Here is a 15,811-nt window from a genome sequence, read left to right on the forward strand (position 1 = left end):
CGGCGATTGCGGATGCAGGCGCCAGCGTCTCGGGCGGGATCGACAAGGGCGGCGACGCGCTGGCGCTGGCGAAGGAAAGCGACGTGCTGGTCGATTTCTCCTCGCCTGCCGCGCTCGAAGCCAATCTCGACGCCGCTGTCGCCGCCAACATCCCGATCGTCATCGGCACCACCGGGCTCGAGGAACGCCACCACTGGCTGATCGATACCGCGTCGGACCAGATCGCGGTGCTCCAGACCGGCAACACCTCGCTGGGCGTCACCCTGCTCGCGCATCTGGTGCACGAGGCCGCGACCCGGCTGGGCGAGGACTGGGATATCGAGATCGCCGAGATGCACCACCGCCACAAGGTCGATGCGCCCTCGGGGACGGCGCTGCTGCTCGGCGAGGCGGCGGCCAAGGCGCGCGGGATCGATCTGGCGCGTGACAGCGAACGCGGCCGCGACGGGCTGACCGGTGCACGCGCGCGCGGCGCGATCGGCTTTGCGAGCCTGCGCGGCGGATCGGTGTCGGGCGACCACACCGTGTACCTTGCCAGCGACGACGAGCGGATCGAACTCACCCATCGCGCAGAAAACCGCATGGTGTTCGCGCGCGGCGCGGTGAAGGCGTGCCTTTGGCTGCACGAGAAGCCCGCCGGGCGCTATACCATGCCGCAGGTGCTGGGGCTGGCTTGACGGACGCAGGGGCACAGCCTAATGCTGTGTTATTGATACAATACAGCGGGGGCATGATGGCATTCAATCCGGAAGCGGCGACAAAGGCCTATATCGACGGGCTGGGCGCGGACGCGCTGGCCAAGGCTGCGGCCTACACGATGGACGGCCACTGGATGATCCTGTGGGGGCTGCTGGTGTCAGTGGTTGCCACCGTCATCCTGGTGCGCCTCCGCGTGACCGACCGCATCTGGGCCAAGCTCGAGAAACGCGCATGGGCGCTGCGGACATTCGCGACCGCTGCGGGTCTGTTCATCGTCTCGGCGATCATCACCCTGCCCTGGAGCATCTGGGCCGAATGGGGCCACGAACGCGCGTACGATCGCACCCAACAGCCGCTCGCCGACTTCCTGATGCAGGATGCGATCGGCATCGCGATCAGCGTCATCGGCGGCGGGCTGTTCTTCCTCGGCATCTACGCGCTGATCCGCCGCACCGGCAAACGCTGGTGGCTGTGGTCGGGCGGGTTCTCGGCGATCGTGGTGTCGGTGGTCCTGCTGCTCTCGCCGACGCTGATCGAGCCGCTGTTCAACAACTACGAGCCGATCCCGGCTGGCCCGGTGCGCGATGCGGTGCTGGAAATGGCCCAGCAGGTCGATATCCCCGAGGACCGCATCTTCCTCTATGATGGCTCGCGCCAGTCGAACAACTTCACCGCCAACGTCTCGGGCGTCGGCAGCGCGGCGCGGATCGCGATCTCGGATGTCGCGCTCAAACAGGCCTCATTGGACGAGGTCCGCGCGGTCACGGGGCACGAGATCGGCCATTATGTGCTGGGCCATGTCTGGCGCTCGGTGCTGGTGCTGAGCGTGCTGGCGATCGTGTTCTTCTTCCTGGCCGACCGGCTGTTCGCGAAGGTCGCGCGCGTCTTCGGCAGCAGCACAACCGAGATCGGCGATCCACGCGGGCTGCCGGTATTCCTGTTCGTGCTGTCGTTCCTCGGCGTGTTCGCAGTCCCGGTGGCCAACACGCTGACCCGGATCAGCGAGAGCGAGGCCGACGCCTATTCGCTGCAGATGGTCAACCTGCCCGACGCGCTGGCGGGCGCCTTGGTCAAGACCGCCGAATATCGTTACCCGCGCCCGCATCCGGTGCAGGAGGCCTTGTTCTACTCGCACCCCTCGGTCGAACGCCGTGTGCGCCGGGCGATGGAATGGAAGGCCGCGCACCCGCCGGGCCCGCCGCCCGCGGCGTCCGCCAATCCGTGATGCTGGCTGGATGAACAAGACCGACACGTTTGAATTCTACCGGCGGCTGGCCGAGGGCAACCCTGCGCCGGTGACCGAGCTGGAATATGGCAACCATTTCCAGCTGCTGGTCGCAGTCGTGCTCTCGGCGCAGGCGACCGATGTCGGGGTCAACAAGGCGACGCGCGCGCTGTTCGAGGGGATCAAGACGCCGCAGCAGATGGTCGAGCTCGGCGAGGACGGGCTGAAGGCGCACATCAAGACCATCGGGCTGTTCAACGCCAAGGCCAAGAACGTGATCGCCTTGTCCGAAGCGCTGATCGCGCGACATGCAGGCGAAGTGCCCAACGATCGCGACGCACTCACCGCCTTGCCCGGGGTCGGGCGCAAGACCGCCAATGTCGTGCTCAACGCCGCGTTCGGCGCGGAGACCTTCGCGGTCGATACGCACATCTTCCGCGTCGGCAACCGCACCGGGCTGGCACCGGGGCGCACGGTGCTCGATGTCGAACGCGCGCTCGACAAGGGCACGCCGGGGCCGTTCCGCGTCCATGGCCATCACTGGCTGATCCTGCACGGCCGCTATGTCTGCAAGGCGCGCAAGCCCGAATGCTGGCGCTGCCCGGTCGCGGATCTGTGCCGGTTCAAGCCCAAGCCCGCCGGGCCGGACGCGCCTACGCCCAAAGCCGCGCTCAAGCACCGCGCCAACAAGCCCGCGCCTGCGAGGAAGAAGCGGGCGAAGGTGGTGAAGGCCGTAGAGATCACCGATCCCTAGATATAAAAGCCCGGTCCCCTGCGAAGGCAGGGGCCCATCTCCTAACGGTTCCTTTGCCGAGCCACCGTTTGACGAGACGCACCAGCAGAAGATGGGCCCCTGCCTTCGCAGGGGACCGGCAAGGTCAGGGAGCGGCAAGGTCAGGGGAGCGGCAAGGTCAGGGGACCGGCAAGGCGATGCTTCGGCTCGACACGGGCGCAGCATTGCGGCATTCAGGGCGCTATGAACAACATGACCCGCAGTGCTGCTGCATTCGCCCTGGCCCTGGCTGCCACCAGCTGCACGACCACACCCCGCAGCGCCGACCCGCAAACCGCCTTCATGGCCAATCTCGCGCAGCATTGCGGCAAGGCCTATCCCGGCAGGCTGGTCAGCACCGACGCCGCCGATGCCGATCTGGCGGGCAAGCCGATGATCGTCCATTTCCGCTCCTGCGCACCCGACCGGATGGAAATCCCGTTCCACGTCGGCACCGAGGGCGGCGGCTGGAACCGCTCGCGCACCTGGATCATCACCCGCACCGGAACCGGCCTCCGCCTCAAGCACGATCACCGGCATGAGGACGGCAGCATCGACAAGGTCACCCAGTACGGCGGCGACACCGCCACTGTCGGCACACCCGGCCAGCAGACGTTCCCTGTCGATGCCGAAAGCATCGCGATGTTCCGCGCGCAGGGGCTCACCGGGTCGGTGACCAACAGCTGGATCGTGGACATCGACGCGCGCACCTATGCCTATGCCCTGCGCCGCCCCGACGGACCCAATGCGCGCAACTTCCGCGTCGAGTTCGATCTCACCCAACCGGTCGCCCCGCCGCCTGCGCCCTGGGGCTGGTAGATGTGGCTGACGCCGACTTTCAAAGCTCTTCAATCACTTTTATCGTGACCTGCCAGAATGGGCCGTCTGACGATCATAGCAGACGGCCGCCATAGCTTGCTTGCGGACAAAAGCGGTAATTCCTTTACCGACCCCATTGCGGACATGTAAAAAATAGTCACGATCGCACGCCTGTTTCTATCAAGGGAATCTGGGAAAAGTTGTCAGGAGAAATCGGATGGCAGATTTAGCGGTTATCGCGATACTATTAGTTGGTGTGCCGTTGATGGGGTGGATTACGCTGCATGGCTTTCAAACAGGCACAATGTATGCATTTGGTGTGCCTTATGCGAGTTATTTACGGTCGAAGAACCCATTCCTTTTTTGGTTTGCGACAATGTTCAATATCTTTGTATTGATTGTAGGTGCTGGCTTCCTGCTTAAAGGCATTGTTTAGGCTCAGGACCTATTAAATTGCTTGCGGAGCATGCGATCGGTTGATTCAATGGCGGCGCAAGGAGGCGCTGTCATGAGTGATCTGATCTGGTTGTCGGAGGCGCAGATGCGTCGGATCGAGCCGTATTTTCCGTTGTCGCACGGGGTGCCCCGTGTCGATGACCGGCGGATTATCAGCGGTATCATCTTCGTGATCCGCAATGGCTTGCGCTGGCGCGATGCTCCCGCCGAGTATGGGCCAGCCAAGACGATCTACAATCGGTTCATCCGCTGGAGCCGCATGGGCGTATTCAACAGGATCTTCGCTGCCTTGGCCGCGAAGGGCGGCAAGCCTGATCACTTGATGATTGATGCCACCCACCTCAAAGCACACCGAACGGCAGCCAGCCTGCTTAAAAAGGGGCTGTTCCCCGACGTATCGGACGCACCAAAGGAGGCCTGAACTCCAAGCTCCATGCGGTATGCGATGGCAAGGGTCGCCCGCTCGTCATGCTGCTCAGCGAGGGCCAGATGAGCGACTACAAGGGCGCAGCATTGATGATCGACGCCTTGCCATCTGCCAAGGCAATGTTGGGCGATCGAGGCTACGATGCCGACTGGTTCCGCACCGCCCTGGCACAGCGCGGCATGATCGCCTGCATCCCGTCAAAAGCTAACCGCAAAGTGCCGATCCCACATGATACCGTGCTCTACCGCCAGCGTCACAGGATCGAGAACATGTTCGGCAAACTCAAGGATTGGCGCCGCATCCACACACGCTACGACCGATGTGCCCACACTTTTATGTCCGCGATCTGCATCGCTGCGACCGTCATCTTCTGGATCAATCAATGAGTCCTGAGCCTAGAACGCGCTTTGCGGAGGCTTGCCGCAAACCCCATTGGGAATTCGTAGCCTCCCCACCCACAAACGGTTGCCCGCGATGCATCGGTAACTCTCTAATTTCGGCCAGGCGGCTAGTGGATCGATTCTGCCGAAGCCGCCACTCTGTTGCAGACCCCTTGACGGCCAGCCTGCTGTATCCGTCATCCCGGGCTTGACCCGGGACCCAGGGTTTTCGTTCCAGGCGGCGCACTTGATCGCTCTGGGCCCCGGATCAAGTCCGGGGTGACGATGACGGGTGGGGCAGCTTACACCCCAATCGTCGCCATTCACGCTGTTTGAAATTTTCCCCGATTGCGGACATCTCAGAGAACTGCGGCTCCTGATGCCTCGTCTCTCATAACGCGCTGGCAAACCGGGCGTCTGCGTGGCTCGCGAATTGTCGCGCTTTGCACGCCGATTGGCGCTATAGCCGCGCTCCGGGCGCTGCGCCTGGACAAGGAACAGACCATGGCAAAAGGCCAGAAGAAGACCAATCGCGAGACCCGCAAGCCCAAGGCCGAAAAGCCCAAGCCGCAGAACGCGTCCAACCCGTCGACCAAGCCCGGCGGCCTGTCCATCGTCACGCTGAAGAGCTGAACCGACCGATGCACAGCGGCGACAGCGACGATTATGTCTATGACGAGGCGACCGGCGAATGGGTCGCCCCCGGCGATCTGACCGTCGCGGCATCCGAAGACGAAGCGGTCGAAGTGCGCGATTCGGCGGGCACGTTGCTTGCCGATGGCGATCAGGTAACCTTGATCAAGGACCTCAAGGTCAAGGGCGCGGGCCAGACATTGAAGCGCGGCACCGTGATCAAGTCGATCCGGCTGACCGGCGATGCGCAGGAGATTGATTGCCGGTTCGACGGCATCAAGGGTCTGGTGCTGCGCGCCGAGTTCGTCCGCAAGCGCTGAGACCATGCCGCGCCAGTCCGCCGTCCGCACCGGATTTCGCTGGCTGCTGGCGCTGATCTATTTTGCGGCCGGGATCATCCACATCCGCTCGCCCGGCGGGTTCCTCGCGATCACGCCCGGCTGGGTGCCGTTTCCCGAAGAGGTGGTTTTCCTGACCGGCGTGGCCGAGATCGCAGGCGCGATCGGGCTGATGGTGCCGCGGCTGCGCTATGCTGCCGGGATAGGCCTGGCGCTCTATGCTTTGTGCGTGTGGCCCGCCAACATCAACCACGCGTTCGGCGACATCGCGGTCGGCGGGCGGACTTTGCCCTGGGCCTATCACGGCCCGCGCCTGCTGCTGCAGCCGGTGATCATCTGGTGGGCGCTCTGGGTGGGCGGCGTCACCGACTGGCCGTTCGGCGCCAAGCAAAAGATGCCGTAACGGCAATTGATCTGGCCAGCGGTTTGCGCCACTAGGCAATTTCATGACAGCGGCACGCGGCCATCACGCCGCAAGGAAAGCCCTGCATCACGATGTGGGGACGGATGATGAACGCGAGCCAGCCCGAGCCTTCCCGGCCGCGAAAGCTTTCCACCGCGCATCTGGGCTGGGCCGCGCGCGCGCTGTATGCGCTGATGATGTTCATCTATCGCCGCCACCGGTTCACCGCGATCGGCACGCCGCCGCCCGAGCGCCGCTACATCATCATCGCGGTGCCGCACACCAGCAACTGGGATTTCCCCAATTATATGGGCGTCACCCGCGAGCTTGGCCTGGAAACCCATTTCATGGCCAAGACATCGCTGTTCCGCTGGCCGTTTCACAATTTCATGCGGCAGATGGGCGGGGTTCCGGTTGATCGCAGCGCAGCGGGCGACATGGTGCAGCAGATGATCGCCGAGTTTAACGCGCGCGACGACTTCATCCTGACGATCGCACCCGAAGGCACCCGCCAGTCGGTCGCGGCCTGGCGCACCGGCTTTTACCGCATCGCCTATGGCGCGGGCGTGCCGATCGTCTGCGGGTTCATGGACTATGCCAACCGCCGCGCCGGCCTTGGCCCGGTGATCCACCCGACCGGAAATTACGAGGCCGACATGGCCCCCGCCTTCGCCTTTTATGCGGCGATGGCAGGGCGCAATGCGGTGCATTCAGCCCCGAAGAGCTGAGCGCAAGTCCTCAATCCTGGTGCGCGAGGTCGGGGCGGCCGAGATCGCCCTGCCCCACGGTGCTGCTCGCCATTTCGAGCATCCGGTCGAGCGACTGCTTGGCCTTCAGCCGCAGCTCCTCGTCCATCTCGATCCGTGGCTCCAGATCGCGCAGCGCGACATAGAGCTTTTCCATCGTGTTGAGCGCCATATACGGGCAGATGTTGCAGTTGCAGTTGCCGTCCGCGCCCGGCGCGCCGATGAAGGTCTTTTCCGGAACCGCCTTTTCCATCTGGTGGATGATGTGCGGTTCGGTGGCGACGATCACGGTCTCGCTGGTCGTCTCCTTGGCGAACTTGAGGATCGCGCTGGTCGATCCGACCATATCGGCGTGGTCCAGGATGTGCGCGGGGCATTCGGGGTGCGCGGCGACCGGCGCATCGGGGTACTGCGCCTTGAGCTTGAGCAGTTCGGTCTCGCTGAACGCCTCGTGCACGATGCACACGCCCGGCCACAGCAGCATCTCGCGGCCCAGTTTGCGGACCAGATACCCGCCCAGATGCTTGTCGGGGCCGAAGATGATCTTTTGGTCGAGCGGGATCTGGCTGAGGATCTTTTCCGCCGAGGACGAGGTGACGATGATGTCGCTCAATGCCTTCACCGCCGCCGAGCAGTTGATATAGGTCAGCGCGATATGATCGGGGTGCTGCGCGCGGAACGCGGCGAACTGGTCGGGCGGGCAGCTGTCCTCGAGCGAGCAGCCGGCATCCATGTCGGGCAGCACGACGATCTTGTCGGGGCTGAGGATCTTGGCGGTCTCGGCCATGAACTTGACCCCGCAGAACGCGATCACGTCGGCATCGGTTTCCGCTGCGATCCGCGACAGCTCGAGCGAATCACCGACGAAATCGGCGATGTCCTGAATTTCGGGCTTCTGGTAATAATGCGCCAGAATGACCGCGTTCTTCTCCTTGCGCAGCCGGTCGATTTCGGCGCGCAGATCAAGACCGGACAGGTTTTCGCGGGGTTGTGCAGTCATCGGTAGTCAGCCCTTCATTGGATAGCTGCATCCCTAGCGACATTGCGCTTGGTTGTGCAGCCGTTTCGTTCGGCGGATCAGGCGGCGGCGAGCAGCCGCCATGTTTCGCCGTCGCGCGCCACCAGTCTGCGGTTCTCCAGATCGATCAGATGCGCCAGCACCGAGCGGCCCGCAGCACCGAACAGACGATGGTCAAGGCCCTTGTACATCAGCGGCACCATATCGGGGATCGCCTGCGGCCCGGCCTCGAGCTGGCGCAGCACCTGGCGCTCGCGCTGCTTGCGGTGGCCCATCATGCCGCGCACCAATTGCGCGGGGTTTTCGACCGCGGGCCCATGCGCGGGATAATAGACGCGGTCCGAGCGCTCCTGCAATTTGGCAAGGCTCGCCATATAGTCCGCCATGTCGCCATCGGGGGGCGAGATCACGCTGGTCGACCAGCCCATCACATGATCGCCGGTGAACAACGCGCCGCTTTCGACCAATGCCAAACACAGATGGTTGCTGGTGTGGCCGGGGGTGGCCACGGCCTGCAACGTCCAGCCATCGCCCGAGACGCTTTCGCCGTCGGTCAGCACCCGGTCGGGCGCGTACGTCGTGTCGAAGGCCTCGTCCGAGCGCGGGCCATCGTCGCTGAGTGTCAGCGGCGCGCAGCCGACGATCGATGCGCCGGTGTGCGCCTTGAGTGGCGCGGCGGCGGGACTGTGGTCACGGTGGGTGTGGGTGCACATGATCGCGGCAATGCGCGCATCGCCCACGGTGGCGAGGATCGCGGCGATATGGTCGGGGTCGGCCGGACCCGGATCGATTACCGCGACATCCGCGCCGTTGCCCACGACATAGGTCTGGGTGCCGGTATAGGTGAACGCCGACGGGTTGCCCGCGAGCACGCGGCGCACCAGTGGTTCGATGGTTTCGGCAAGGCCGGTCGGAAGATCAGCAGGCAGTTCCATCGCGTCTAAGTGGCATTGATCGGCCCAAAGCGAAAGAGGCAGCGCGATATTTGCGCCGCCCCGTCATGGATATGTCAACGACGAACGGACGGTTCGGCGGGGGCTGCCGGCGGAGCGGGGGGCTCAGGCACGTATCTCATTTCGCGGCGCGCCTGTGCCATTTCCTCGCGCAGACCGCGCCGAGCCTCGGCCAGGTCGGCGCGCAGTTCGCGCATGCCTTCGTCCTGGTCGCGCAATGCCTCGGCACGGTCCTCGTCGCTCAGCCATTTGTTGTTGCGGACTTCGGCGCGGGTGATTTCCATGCTGCGGCGCGCCTCGGCCATTCCCTTTTCGATATTCGCCGAGATTTCCGCCTCGTTGGGCATCACCTGTCCGCAGGTGACGACCTTGGTGCGAGTCACGTTGCCGTTCCGGGTTTCGGTATGAGTCATGAACGCTGCGGTCTTGGGCTTGCCGTTGCAATCACTGGTCCGGACGCGCAATTTGTGGCCGTTGCCCATTTCGATCACGTAATTCTCCGGCGAACCGGTGCGCACCACCATCCGTTGCGCGCGATCCATCGCGTCGGCACGGCTGCGCTCGGCCCGGTCGAAAGCCGCGGCCCTGGCTTCGGTCACGGCCGCCGCGCGGTCTGCCTGTGCCCAGGCGCGATCGGCCTGTGCCATGGCGCGGTCGCCCTCCGCCATCGCCACATCGCCTTCGGCCATCGCGCGTGAGGCTTCGGCCTCGGCGACCCGGCGCTCGATCTCCGCACGGCCCGTGGGGCCATCGAGACGCAAGGTGATGTTGTTGTCGCCGCGCCGCACCGTGTAGATATAGACGCCATCCTTGATCACCGGCGTGATCGGAGCGTCGGGCGCCGCTGGCGCATCTGGCGCCCAGGGAGCCGGCGGCGCATCCGGGGCGGCAGGTGCCAGCGGTGCCTCGGGCGCACCCGCTGCGTCGATCGGCTGGAGCGCGTAGCTCACCGTGGCGGTCATCGCGAGCGCGGTGACCAGACCACCGCCGACCAAGGTGCCACCAAGCCATTTGCGGGTGCGCGAGGTTTCGGACTGCTTCATGATCTTCAAACGCTCGACGATCTTGGTCTTGGGGTTGAGCGGGCTGGCGAAGGCAAGCGTGTGGCCGGTCGCTGCCTTGGCGATGGCGCGCGCATACGCGGTGCGCTCGGCAGCCGAACGACGGCGCAGCACGCGCGCATCGCAGGCGGCTTCCTGGTCGAAGCGGAACGCCCGCCAGGCCATCCAGGCGACGGGGTTGAACCAGTGCAGCGACAGCATCGCCAGCGCGGCGAAGTTCGCCCACAGATCGCCCGCGCGGTGGTGCGAGCGCTCGTGCGCCAGCGCCAGTTCGCGTTCCATCGGATTGTATGCCTGGGTAAAGCCGATCGGCAGCGCGATATAGCGCCGCCACAGCCCGAAGGCGAACGGGCCTGCAATCCCGGCGATCTCGATCACGCGGATCCCATCGATCCGCGACACTTCCACGGCGTCTTCGAGCAACTCGCGCCGGTTCTGCAGATAGGCCGAGAGCTGCGCGATCAGGAAGATCGCGGCGCCGCACAGCCACACCGTCACGCCGATCGCAAACCAGTCGGCATCGAGCAGCAACCCGTTGGCAAAACCGGCTTCGGGCAAGGCGTCGAGGGGGGCCGCCATATCGCCGACCGGCATCGCCATCGCCGCGGCACTGCCGGAATCGGGCACCGAAGGCTCGCTGACCGGCACCTGGATCGTCTGCACCACTGGCGGCATGAACAGCCGGGCAAGCGGGATCGCCCAGAGCAGATAGGCGATCTCTGCGCCGAAGTGCCGCGCCACCTGTCGCCGCAACACCAGCACCAGTGCCATCAAAGCCGCCGTGACGGCGAGCGTCTCGACCAGCCATTGCCCGGTCAGGCCATGCGCAAACTCCGCGAGCCCGTCGCTCGCAAGCCAATCCCCGATCATGCCTTCAACTCCCCGATCAGCCGTTCGATCTCTGCCAGGTCCTCGGCCGTGAACTTCTGCTGCTCTGCCAGATGCGCAATAAGCGGTGCGGCGCGGCCGCCGAACAGCCGATCGACCAACCGCCGCGATTCATCGCCGACATAGTCCTCGCGCGCCAGAATGGGGGTGTAGAGATAGCGGCGGCCATCCTGCTGGTAGGAAACCGCGCCCTTGTTGGCGAGCCGCGACAGCAGGGTCTTGACCGTCTGCAGCGTCCAGTCGCGCGCATCGGCCAAGGCGTCGGCGACGTCGGCCGCCGTCATCGGCGAACGCTGCCACAGCACCTCCATCACCGCATGTTCGGCATCGCTGATCCGTTCGGGAGCCATTCGATCGCATTCCTCGCTTCAATTCCGACTACGGACGTAATCGATTCGACTACGGATGTAAACGGCCAACTTGAATGCGTGATGGAAATTGTGCACGGTATCGCGGCAGGCTGCCGACATGGGTGGTGAGAAAACGGTCAGGCGCGGCCATGGGGGAATACTCCAGCAAGAAATCAGTCGTTTACGGCGTCCGGGACCGGCAGCAGCGGGCGGGCGAGAAAGGCGGACACGGCCGTGTTATAGGCCGGCGCATGCGAGAGGTTGCACAGATGCCCGGCGCCACGCACGAACCGCGCCTGCCCGAGCGGCGCGGTGCGGGCCAACGTCTGGGTGACCGAGCGGCGCCATGGAGTGTCTTCGTCGCCGGTGATCGCGAGCACCGGCATGGTGAGACCCGCGACGCTGTCGAGCCGCGCCGACGGCCCCGCGGGGCCCGCCAGCAGGTCGCGGCCGTCATAATCGGCCAGCATCGCCGCGCCGATCTCAGCCGCCTTGCCCGACAGCCCGGCCATCAGCGCGTGCCCTGACCAATGGCGCTTCATCGAATCGAGCGCGCCCAGCCGCACGAGGTCGGCATAATCGGCGAGCGGGATGTTGTCGGATGCATTGGAATGATCGGGGAGGCCCGCAATCGAGATACCCTGCAGCACCAAAGAGGCGACGCGCGCGCGGTGCTGCTGCGCAAACGCGATGGCTGTGGCACCGGCCTGCGACATGCCGACGAGATGGAAGCGGGCAAGGCCAAGCCGGTCGGCCAGCCGCGCCAGATCATCGACCTCGCGCAACCGGTCTGCCGGCGCGGTGGACTGGCCGAAACCACGCCGATCGAGTGCGATCAGCGTAAAGCGGCTGGCAAGCGCGCGCGCCTGCAAGGTCCACATCCGCCGGTCGAGCGTCCAGCCGTGGAGCAGCACGACCGCAGGCCCGCTGCCGATCTGCTCGACCGCCAGATGCCCGTCGCCAACATCGAGCCAGAAGGTTTCGCCATCCAGTCGCGCGTCGGGAGGAGTCATGGTGTGTGCGCAGCCCAGCGTGCCAACCGGGCCCGCCATCGATCAGGCCGCTTCTGCGGCGCGGAACGGGTTGTTGTTGCTGTGATCGCCCGCCAGCCAGCGCGCGAGCTCGGCGCGGGCCTTGGCGCGCGTGTCCGCCTCGATGTCGAGCGCCTCGGGCGCATCGCAGGTGAACTCGATGATCATGCCGTTGGGGTCCTTGACGTAGACCGACCGGCAATAGCCATGCTCGAGGATGTAGGTCCGCGGCTCTTCGATCCCGGCAGCGGCGATCCGGCGCTCGAGCTCGGCCTGCGCGTCGTGATCGACATGCAGCGCGATGTGGTGGAACGGCGATTCGGGGATCGGCGGGCTGAACTCGGCCTGGTCGTCCTCATTGGCGAACTGGAAGAACGCGAGCGCGCTGCCGTCCTTCATCGCGAAGAAGCAGTGGCAATAAGTGCGCTCCTTGCCGAACAATTCGTCCTTCTCGCAATAGGTTGCGACCAGAGGAAAGCCGAGCACGTCCTCGTAGAACGCGCGCGTCGCTTCAAGGTCGCGGGTGGTATAGGCGGTGTGGTGCAAACGGTTGACGAGTACGGTCATCGCATCCTCCTTAGGTGTCCACAAAAACCGGCGGTCAGGCGGTCAGCTTGAGCGTGATTTTCGCGACATGCTCGCCCTGGAAACGCGCGCCTGCAAGCTCATTTTCGGACGGCATCCGCGAACCGTCGCCGCCCGCGATCGTGCTCGCGCCATAGGGCGTGCCGCCGCTGATCTCGGTCATGATGGTGTTGCCGGCAAAGCTGTAGGGCAGGCCGATGACGATCATGCCATGGTGCAGCAAGGTCGTGTGGAACGAGGTGATCGTGGTCTCCTGCCCGCCATGCTGGCTGGCGGTCGAGACGAACACGCTGCCCGGCTTGCCGACCAGCGCGCCCCTGGCCCACAGGCCGCCGGTCTGGTCGAGGAAGTTGCGCATCTGCGCGGCCATGTTGCCGAAGCGGGTGGGCGTGCCGAAGATGATCGCGTCATAATCGGCAAGCTCGTCGGGGCTGGCAAAGGGCGCGGCCTGATCGAGCTTCATGTGCGCGGCGGCTGCGACCTCGTCCGAGACCAGTTCGGGCACCCGCTTGACCACCGCCTCGCAGCCATCGACCGCATTGACGCCATCGGCGACGGCATTCGCCATCACCTCGGTGTGACCATAGCCCGAATAATAAAGGATGAGGATGCGTGCCACTGGTGGTTTTCCCGTTATCGTGAGGATCAGAACTTGTAGAGCGCCTCGAGCCCGAAGACGCGCGGGCGGCCCTTGAACACGAAGCCGCCGGGCGAGAACTCGGCATTGTAGCGCTCGTTGAACAGGTTGTCGGCAAAGCCGGTCAACGACCAGGCGCCGCCATCGAGTGTCAGCCGCGCGTTGACCAGATCGACCGGACGCCGCACGGTCGAGTTGGGCACGTCGAACCAGGTCTTGCCGGTGCGGTTGTAATCGACCCGGATGCGGCCCTTGAGGTCGCTGTCGCCCAGATTGGTCTCGTACTGGGTGCCCAGGTTGATCGTGTAGCGCGAGATGAACGGCGCTTCGTTGCCGATCACGGTGGGATCCGGAAACTCCTTGATCTCGCTATAGGTCACCCCGAGACCGAAATTGATATCCCAGCCCTGGGTTGGACGCAGCGTGCCGTCGATCTCGAAGCCCTGCAGCCGGACCTCGGGGACATTGCCCAGGTTCTGGGTGGAGTTGGCGGCGAGGAAGACGAAGAAATAGCCGTTTTCAGACTTGGTGGTGTAGGCGCTGGCGTTGAGCGTCAGCATCCGGTCGAACAGGGTCGCTTTCACGCCCAGCTCGAAGGTATCGGCGACTTCGGCCTCGTAGATATCCGCCACACCGACCACGCCGGTGCCCGCAGCCACCGCGCCGACCCCGGTCTGGTTGAACCCGCCCGAGCGGAAGCCGCGCGCATAGCCACCATAGATCGTGACATTCTCGACCGGCTTGTAGGTCAATGTGACCTTGGGCTGCCATTCGTCGAAGGTTTCGCGGCGGACCTCGCCGGGGGTTCCGGTGGGGAAGCCGGGGACGACCGGGATGAACGCCAGCGGGGTCAGGGTGCGGTTGCGCCTGCGGTCCTTGTCGTAGCGCAGCGAGGCATCGACGCGGAAGGCATCGGAGAACTTGTAGCCAAGGTTCACATAGCCCGCCCAGGCGAAGTTGTTCTGCGAGTCCGCCAGGAAGGTCGCCTGCGGGTTGAGCGGGTTGGTGCTCGGCGTGCGGAACACGGGGAATACACCGTTACCGGTATCGACCATGTTGCCGGTCGAGATATAGCGGTTGGTGTCGATGAAATAGCCGCCCACGGTCCATTCGAACGCCTGGCCATCGGGCGACTGGATGCGCAGATCCTGGCTGATCGCCTCGACATCGAGGAACTGGCTCTGGTTGAGATCAAAGCCGAGGATCTGGAAGAACAAGGATTGCTGGATCGGCAGGAAGTCGAAGGCATCGCCGGTGAGAATTTCGGTCAGGGTGTCGTACGAGGTGACCGAGGTGATCTTGCCCCAGTCGGCCTCGTAGTCGATCTTGGCCGAGACGTTGTAGATGTCGCGGTCGTTCTGCCCGGCGTTGTTGACCCGCACCGGCAGGCTGGTGTCGTTCACATCGGCGACGATGTTGTAATACAGCGCCTGGGTGCGCAGCAACGACATCGATGCGCGCAGATCGACGGTCAGTTGATCGGTCGGGGTCCACAGCAATTTGCCGCGCAGCGAGATATCCTCGAGCGGGTCGGCGTCTTCGCCGAGGAAGGTGTTGGGGATATAGCCGTTGGTGTCGCGGTACGATCCCGACAGGCGGAACTTGAGCGTATCGCTGATCGGCCCCGAAACCCCGGCGCGCAGCGTGTAGCCAAAGCCGTTGTCGATCCCGGCGAACACCCGCCCCTCGAACTGGTCGCTGGGCTGCTTGGTGTTGATGATGATCGCGCCGCCGATGGCGTTGCGTCCATAGAGGCCGCCCTGGGGGCCCTTGAGAATTTCGATCTGCTCGATATCGAACAGTTCCTGGCTGAACTGCGCGGCGTTGACCTGCTGCACGCCGTCAACGACCACCGCGACCGACGGCTCGGAGTTGCGGTTCTGGGTGATGCCGCGGATGATGACGAAGGCGTTGCCCGCGTTCTGGGTTTCGATCAGCTGGACGTTCGAGGTCAGGCCGATGAAGTCCGCCGCCTTGTCGATCCCGGCGTTCTCGATCGATTCAGCATTGAACACCGTGATCGCGGCGGGCGTATCCTGCAGGTTGGTGTCGCGGCGCAGCGCGGTGACGACGATCTCGCCGGGGGCCACCTCGTCGCCGGCGGCAGCCTGATCTTGCGCGAAAGCGGGTGTTGCACATGCCAGCGCCAGCGCCGACGTCGATCCTGCCAGAAGCACCTTGTTCCAAATCGCGGACATACGCACCAGATCCCCTCATCCTGTGATGTCCCGCCACGGTCATTGCCGAGGCCCTTGAAGGCTTTGCATGCGGGTTGTCGCCTGAGGTAAATTGTTCGTATTACGAAGTCAAGTTCGATATGCGAAGTTCTAATCCGCTGTGCGAATAGGGCAGCAGGGCGTATCGCGCCGCAGCCTGGCGACGGCATCGCA

Annotated in this window: 18 protein-coding genes; 10 read left to right on the forward strand and 8 right to left on the reverse strand. The window is 64.5% G+C overall.

Translation table 11 applies throughout. From position 1 onward, the window contains the following. From dapB to QUV11_RS10305, 10 genes are all read left to right on the forward strand, one after another. Positions 1 to 677 (forward strand): 4-hydroxy-tetrahydrodipicolinate reductase (gene dapB / locus QUV11_RS10260; RefSeq protein ID WP_300882317.1); only part of this gene is annotated, 677 nt, incomplete at its 5' end. Between the two features lie 56 nt (positions 678 to 733). After that, positions 734 to 1,924, forward strand: coding sequence for a M48 family metallopeptidase (locus tag QUV11_RS10265; RefSeq protein ID WP_300882319.1), 1,191 nt, complete (start codon positions 734 to 736; stop codon positions 1,922 to 1,924). Between the two features lie 10 nt (positions 1,925 to 1,934). Continuing rightward, positions 1,935 to 2,678, forward strand: a complete 744-nt coding sequence (gene nth / locus QUV11_RS10270; protein WP_300882321.1) for an endonuclease III — start codon at positions 1,935 to 1,937, stop codon at positions 2,676 to 2,678. A gap of 222 nt (positions 2,679 to 2,900) precedes the next feature. Next, positions 2,901 to 3,515: a hypothetical protein gene (locus tag QUV11_RS10275; RefSeq protein WP_300882323.1), complete on the forward strand. Its 615-nt coding sequence runs from the start codon at positions 2,901 to 2,903 to the stop codon at positions 3,513 to 3,515. Positions 3,516 to 3,732: 217 nt separating this feature from the next. Then, positions 3,733 to 3,951, forward strand: a complete 219-nt coding sequence (locus tag QUV11_RS10280) for a hypothetical protein (RefSeq protein ID WP_300882325.1) — start codon at positions 3,733 to 3,735, stop codon at positions 3,949 to 3,951. 72 nt (positions 3,952 to 4,023) lie between these two features. Then, positions 4,024 to 4,784, forward strand: a protein-coding gene (locus tag QUV11_RS10285; protein WP_300882327.1) for an IS5 family transposase whose coding sequence is annotated in 2 segments (ribosomal slippage) — positions 4,024 to 4,357 and positions 4,357 to 4,784 — 762 coding nt in all. Because the reading frame shifts where the segments join, the coding sequence is not laid out codon by codon here. A gap of 498 nt (positions 4,785 to 5,282) precedes the next feature. Beyond that, the gene (locus tag QUV11_RS10290; RefSeq protein WP_255352559.1) at positions 5,283 to 5,411 is read left to right on the forward strand and encodes a hypothetical protein; all 129 of its coding nucleotides are present in this window, start codon (positions 5,283 to 5,285) and stop codon (positions 5,409 to 5,411) included. An 8-nt stretch (positions 5,412 to 5,419) separates the two neighbouring features. Beyond that, entirely contained in the window at positions 5,420 to 5,731 is a 312-nt protein-coding gene (locus QUV11_RS10295; protein WP_188515064.1) for an alkylphosphonate utilization protein, read from the forward strand. A 4-nt stretch (positions 5,732 to 5,735) separates the two neighbouring features. Beyond that, on the forward strand, positions 5,736 to 6,152 hold the full coding sequence (locus tag QUV11_RS10300) for a DoxX family protein (RefSeq protein ID WP_300882333.1): 417 nt from the start codon (positions 5,736 to 5,738) through the stop codon (positions 6,150 to 6,152). A gap of 107 nt (positions 6,153 to 6,259) precedes the next feature. Further along, on the forward strand, positions 6,260 to 6,880 hold the full coding sequence (locus tag QUV11_RS10305) for a lysophospholipid acyltransferase family protein (protein WP_300882335.1): 621 nt from the start codon (positions 6,260 to 6,262) through the stop codon (positions 6,878 to 6,880). Between the two features lie 10 nt (positions 6,881 to 6,890). Here QUV11_RS10305 and nadA read toward each other — a convergent pair whose 3' ends face one another. From nadA to QUV11_RS10345, 8 genes are all read right to left on the reverse strand, one after another. Continuing rightward, positions 6,891 to 7,898: a quinolinate synthase NadA gene (nadA, locus tag QUV11_RS10310; RefSeq protein ID WP_300882337.1), complete on the reverse strand. Its 1,008-nt coding sequence runs from the start codon at positions 7,896 to 7,898 to the stop codon at positions 6,891 to 6,893. Positions 7,899 to 7,975: 77 nt separating this feature from the next. Next, positions 7,976 to 8,851, reverse strand: a complete 876-nt coding sequence (locus tag QUV11_RS10315) for an MBL fold metallo-hydrolase (RefSeq protein ID WP_300882339.1) — start codon at positions 8,849 to 8,851, stop codon at positions 7,976 to 7,978. Positions 8,852 to 8,925: 74 nt separating this feature from the next. Next, positions 8,926 to 10,800 carry a M56 family metallopeptidase gene (locus QUV11_RS10320; protein ID WP_300882341.1) on the reverse strand — a complete coding sequence of 625 codons (1,875 nt, stop codon included), beginning with the start codon at positions 10,798 to 10,800 and terminating at the stop codon, positions 8,926 to 8,928. Then, entirely contained in the window at positions 10,797 to 11,168 is a 372-nt protein-coding gene (locus QUV11_RS10325) for a BlaI/MecI/CopY family transcriptional regulator (protein WP_300882343.1), read from the reverse strand. The genes QUV11_RS10320 and QUV11_RS10325 overlap by 4 nt, the downstream gene beginning before the upstream one ends. Before the next feature lie 173 nt (positions 11,169 to 11,341). After that, the gene (locus tag QUV11_RS10330) at positions 11,342 to 12,220 is read right to left on the reverse strand and encodes an alpha/beta hydrolase (protein WP_300882345.1); all 879 of its coding nucleotides are present in this window, start codon (positions 12,218 to 12,220) and stop codon (positions 11,342 to 11,344) included. A gap of 3 nt (positions 12,221 to 12,223) precedes the next feature. Beyond that, a complete protein-coding gene (locus QUV11_RS10335) occupies positions 12,224 to 12,766 on the reverse strand; it encodes a VOC family protein (protein WP_300882348.1) in 543 nt (180 codons plus the stop codon). Positions 12,767 to 12,800: 34 nt separating this feature from the next. Then, the gene (gene wrbA, locus QUV11_RS10340) at positions 12,801 to 13,403 is read right to left on the reverse strand and encodes an NAD(P)H:quinone oxidoreductase (protein WP_289619688.1); all 603 of its coding nucleotides are present in this window, start codon (positions 13,401 to 13,403) and stop codon (positions 12,801 to 12,803) included. 26 nt (positions 13,404 to 13,429) lie between these two features. Beyond that, positions 13,430 to 15,619, reverse strand: a complete 2,190-nt coding sequence (locus QUV11_RS10345) for a TonB-dependent receptor (RefSeq protein WP_300882350.1) — start codon at positions 15,617 to 15,619, stop codon at positions 13,430 to 13,432. Positions 15,620 to 15,811: the final 192 nt, after the last annotated feature.

Source organism: Blastomonas sp. (genome assembly GCF_030373265.1).
Classification (GTDB): Bacteria; Pseudomonadota; Alphaproteobacteria; order Sphingomonadales; family Sphingomonadaceae; genus Blastomonas.

Bases quoted from the DNA above. Each gene is read 5' to 3' on its own strand.
- QUV11_RS10315 (WP_300882339.1), bottom strand. From the start codon at position 8,851: ATGGAACTGCCTGCTGATCTTCCGACCGGCCTTGCCGAAACCATCGAA.
- QUV11_RS10265 (WP_300882319.1), top strand. From the start codon at position 734: ATGGCATTCAATCCGGAAGCGGCGACAAAGGCCTATATCGACGGGCTG.
- nadA (WP_300882337.1), bottom strand. From the start codon at position 7,898: ATGACTGCACAACCCCGCGAAAACCTGTCCGGTCTTGATCTGCGCGCC.
- QUV11_RS10320 (WP_300882341.1), bottom strand. From the start codon at position 10,800: ATGATCGGGGATTGGCTTGCGAGCGACGGGCTCGCGGAGTTTGCGCAT.
- QUV11_RS10330 (WP_300882345.1), bottom strand. From the start codon at position 12,220: ATGGCGGGCCCGGTTGGCACGCTGGGCTGCGCACACACCATGACTCCT.
- nth (WP_300882321.1), top strand. From the start codon at position 1,935: ATGAACAAGACCGACACGTTTGAATTCTACCGGCGGCTGGCCGAGGGC.
- QUV11_RS10300 (WP_300882333.1), top strand. From the start codon at position 5,736: ATGCCGCGCCAGTCCGCCGTCCGCACCGGATTTCGCTGGCTGCTGGCG.
- QUV11_RS10275 (WP_300882323.1), top strand. From the start codon at position 2,901: ATGAACAACATGACCCGCAGTGCTGCTGCATTCGCCCTGGCCCTGGCT.
- QUV11_RS10345 (WP_300882350.1), bottom strand. From the start codon at position 15,619: ATGTCCGCGATTTGGAACAAGGTGCTTCTGGCAGGATCGACGTCGGCG.
- QUV11_RS10335 (WP_300882348.1), bottom strand. From the start codon at position 12,766: ATGACCGTACTCGTCAACCGTTTGCACCACACCGCCTATACCACCCGC.
- QUV11_RS10295 (WP_188515064.1), top strand. From the start codon at position 5,420: ATGCACAGCGGCGACAGCGACGATTATGTCTATGACGAGGCGACCGGC.
- QUV11_RS10280 (WP_300882325.1), top strand. From the start codon at position 3,733: ATGGCAGATTTAGCGGTTATCGCGATACTATTAGTTGGTGTGCCGTTG.
- QUV11_RS10290 (WP_255352559.1), top strand. From the start codon at position 5,283: ATGGCAAAAGGCCAGAAGAAGACCAATCGCGAGACCCGCAAGCCCAAG.
- QUV11_RS10325 (WP_300882343.1), bottom strand. From the start codon at position 11,168: ATGGCTCCCGAACGGATCAGCGATGCCGAACATGCGGTGATGGAGGTG.
- QUV11_RS10305 (WP_300882335.1), top strand. From the start codon at position 6,260: ATGAACGCGAGCCAGCCCGAGCCTTCCCGGCCGCGAAAGCTTTCCACC.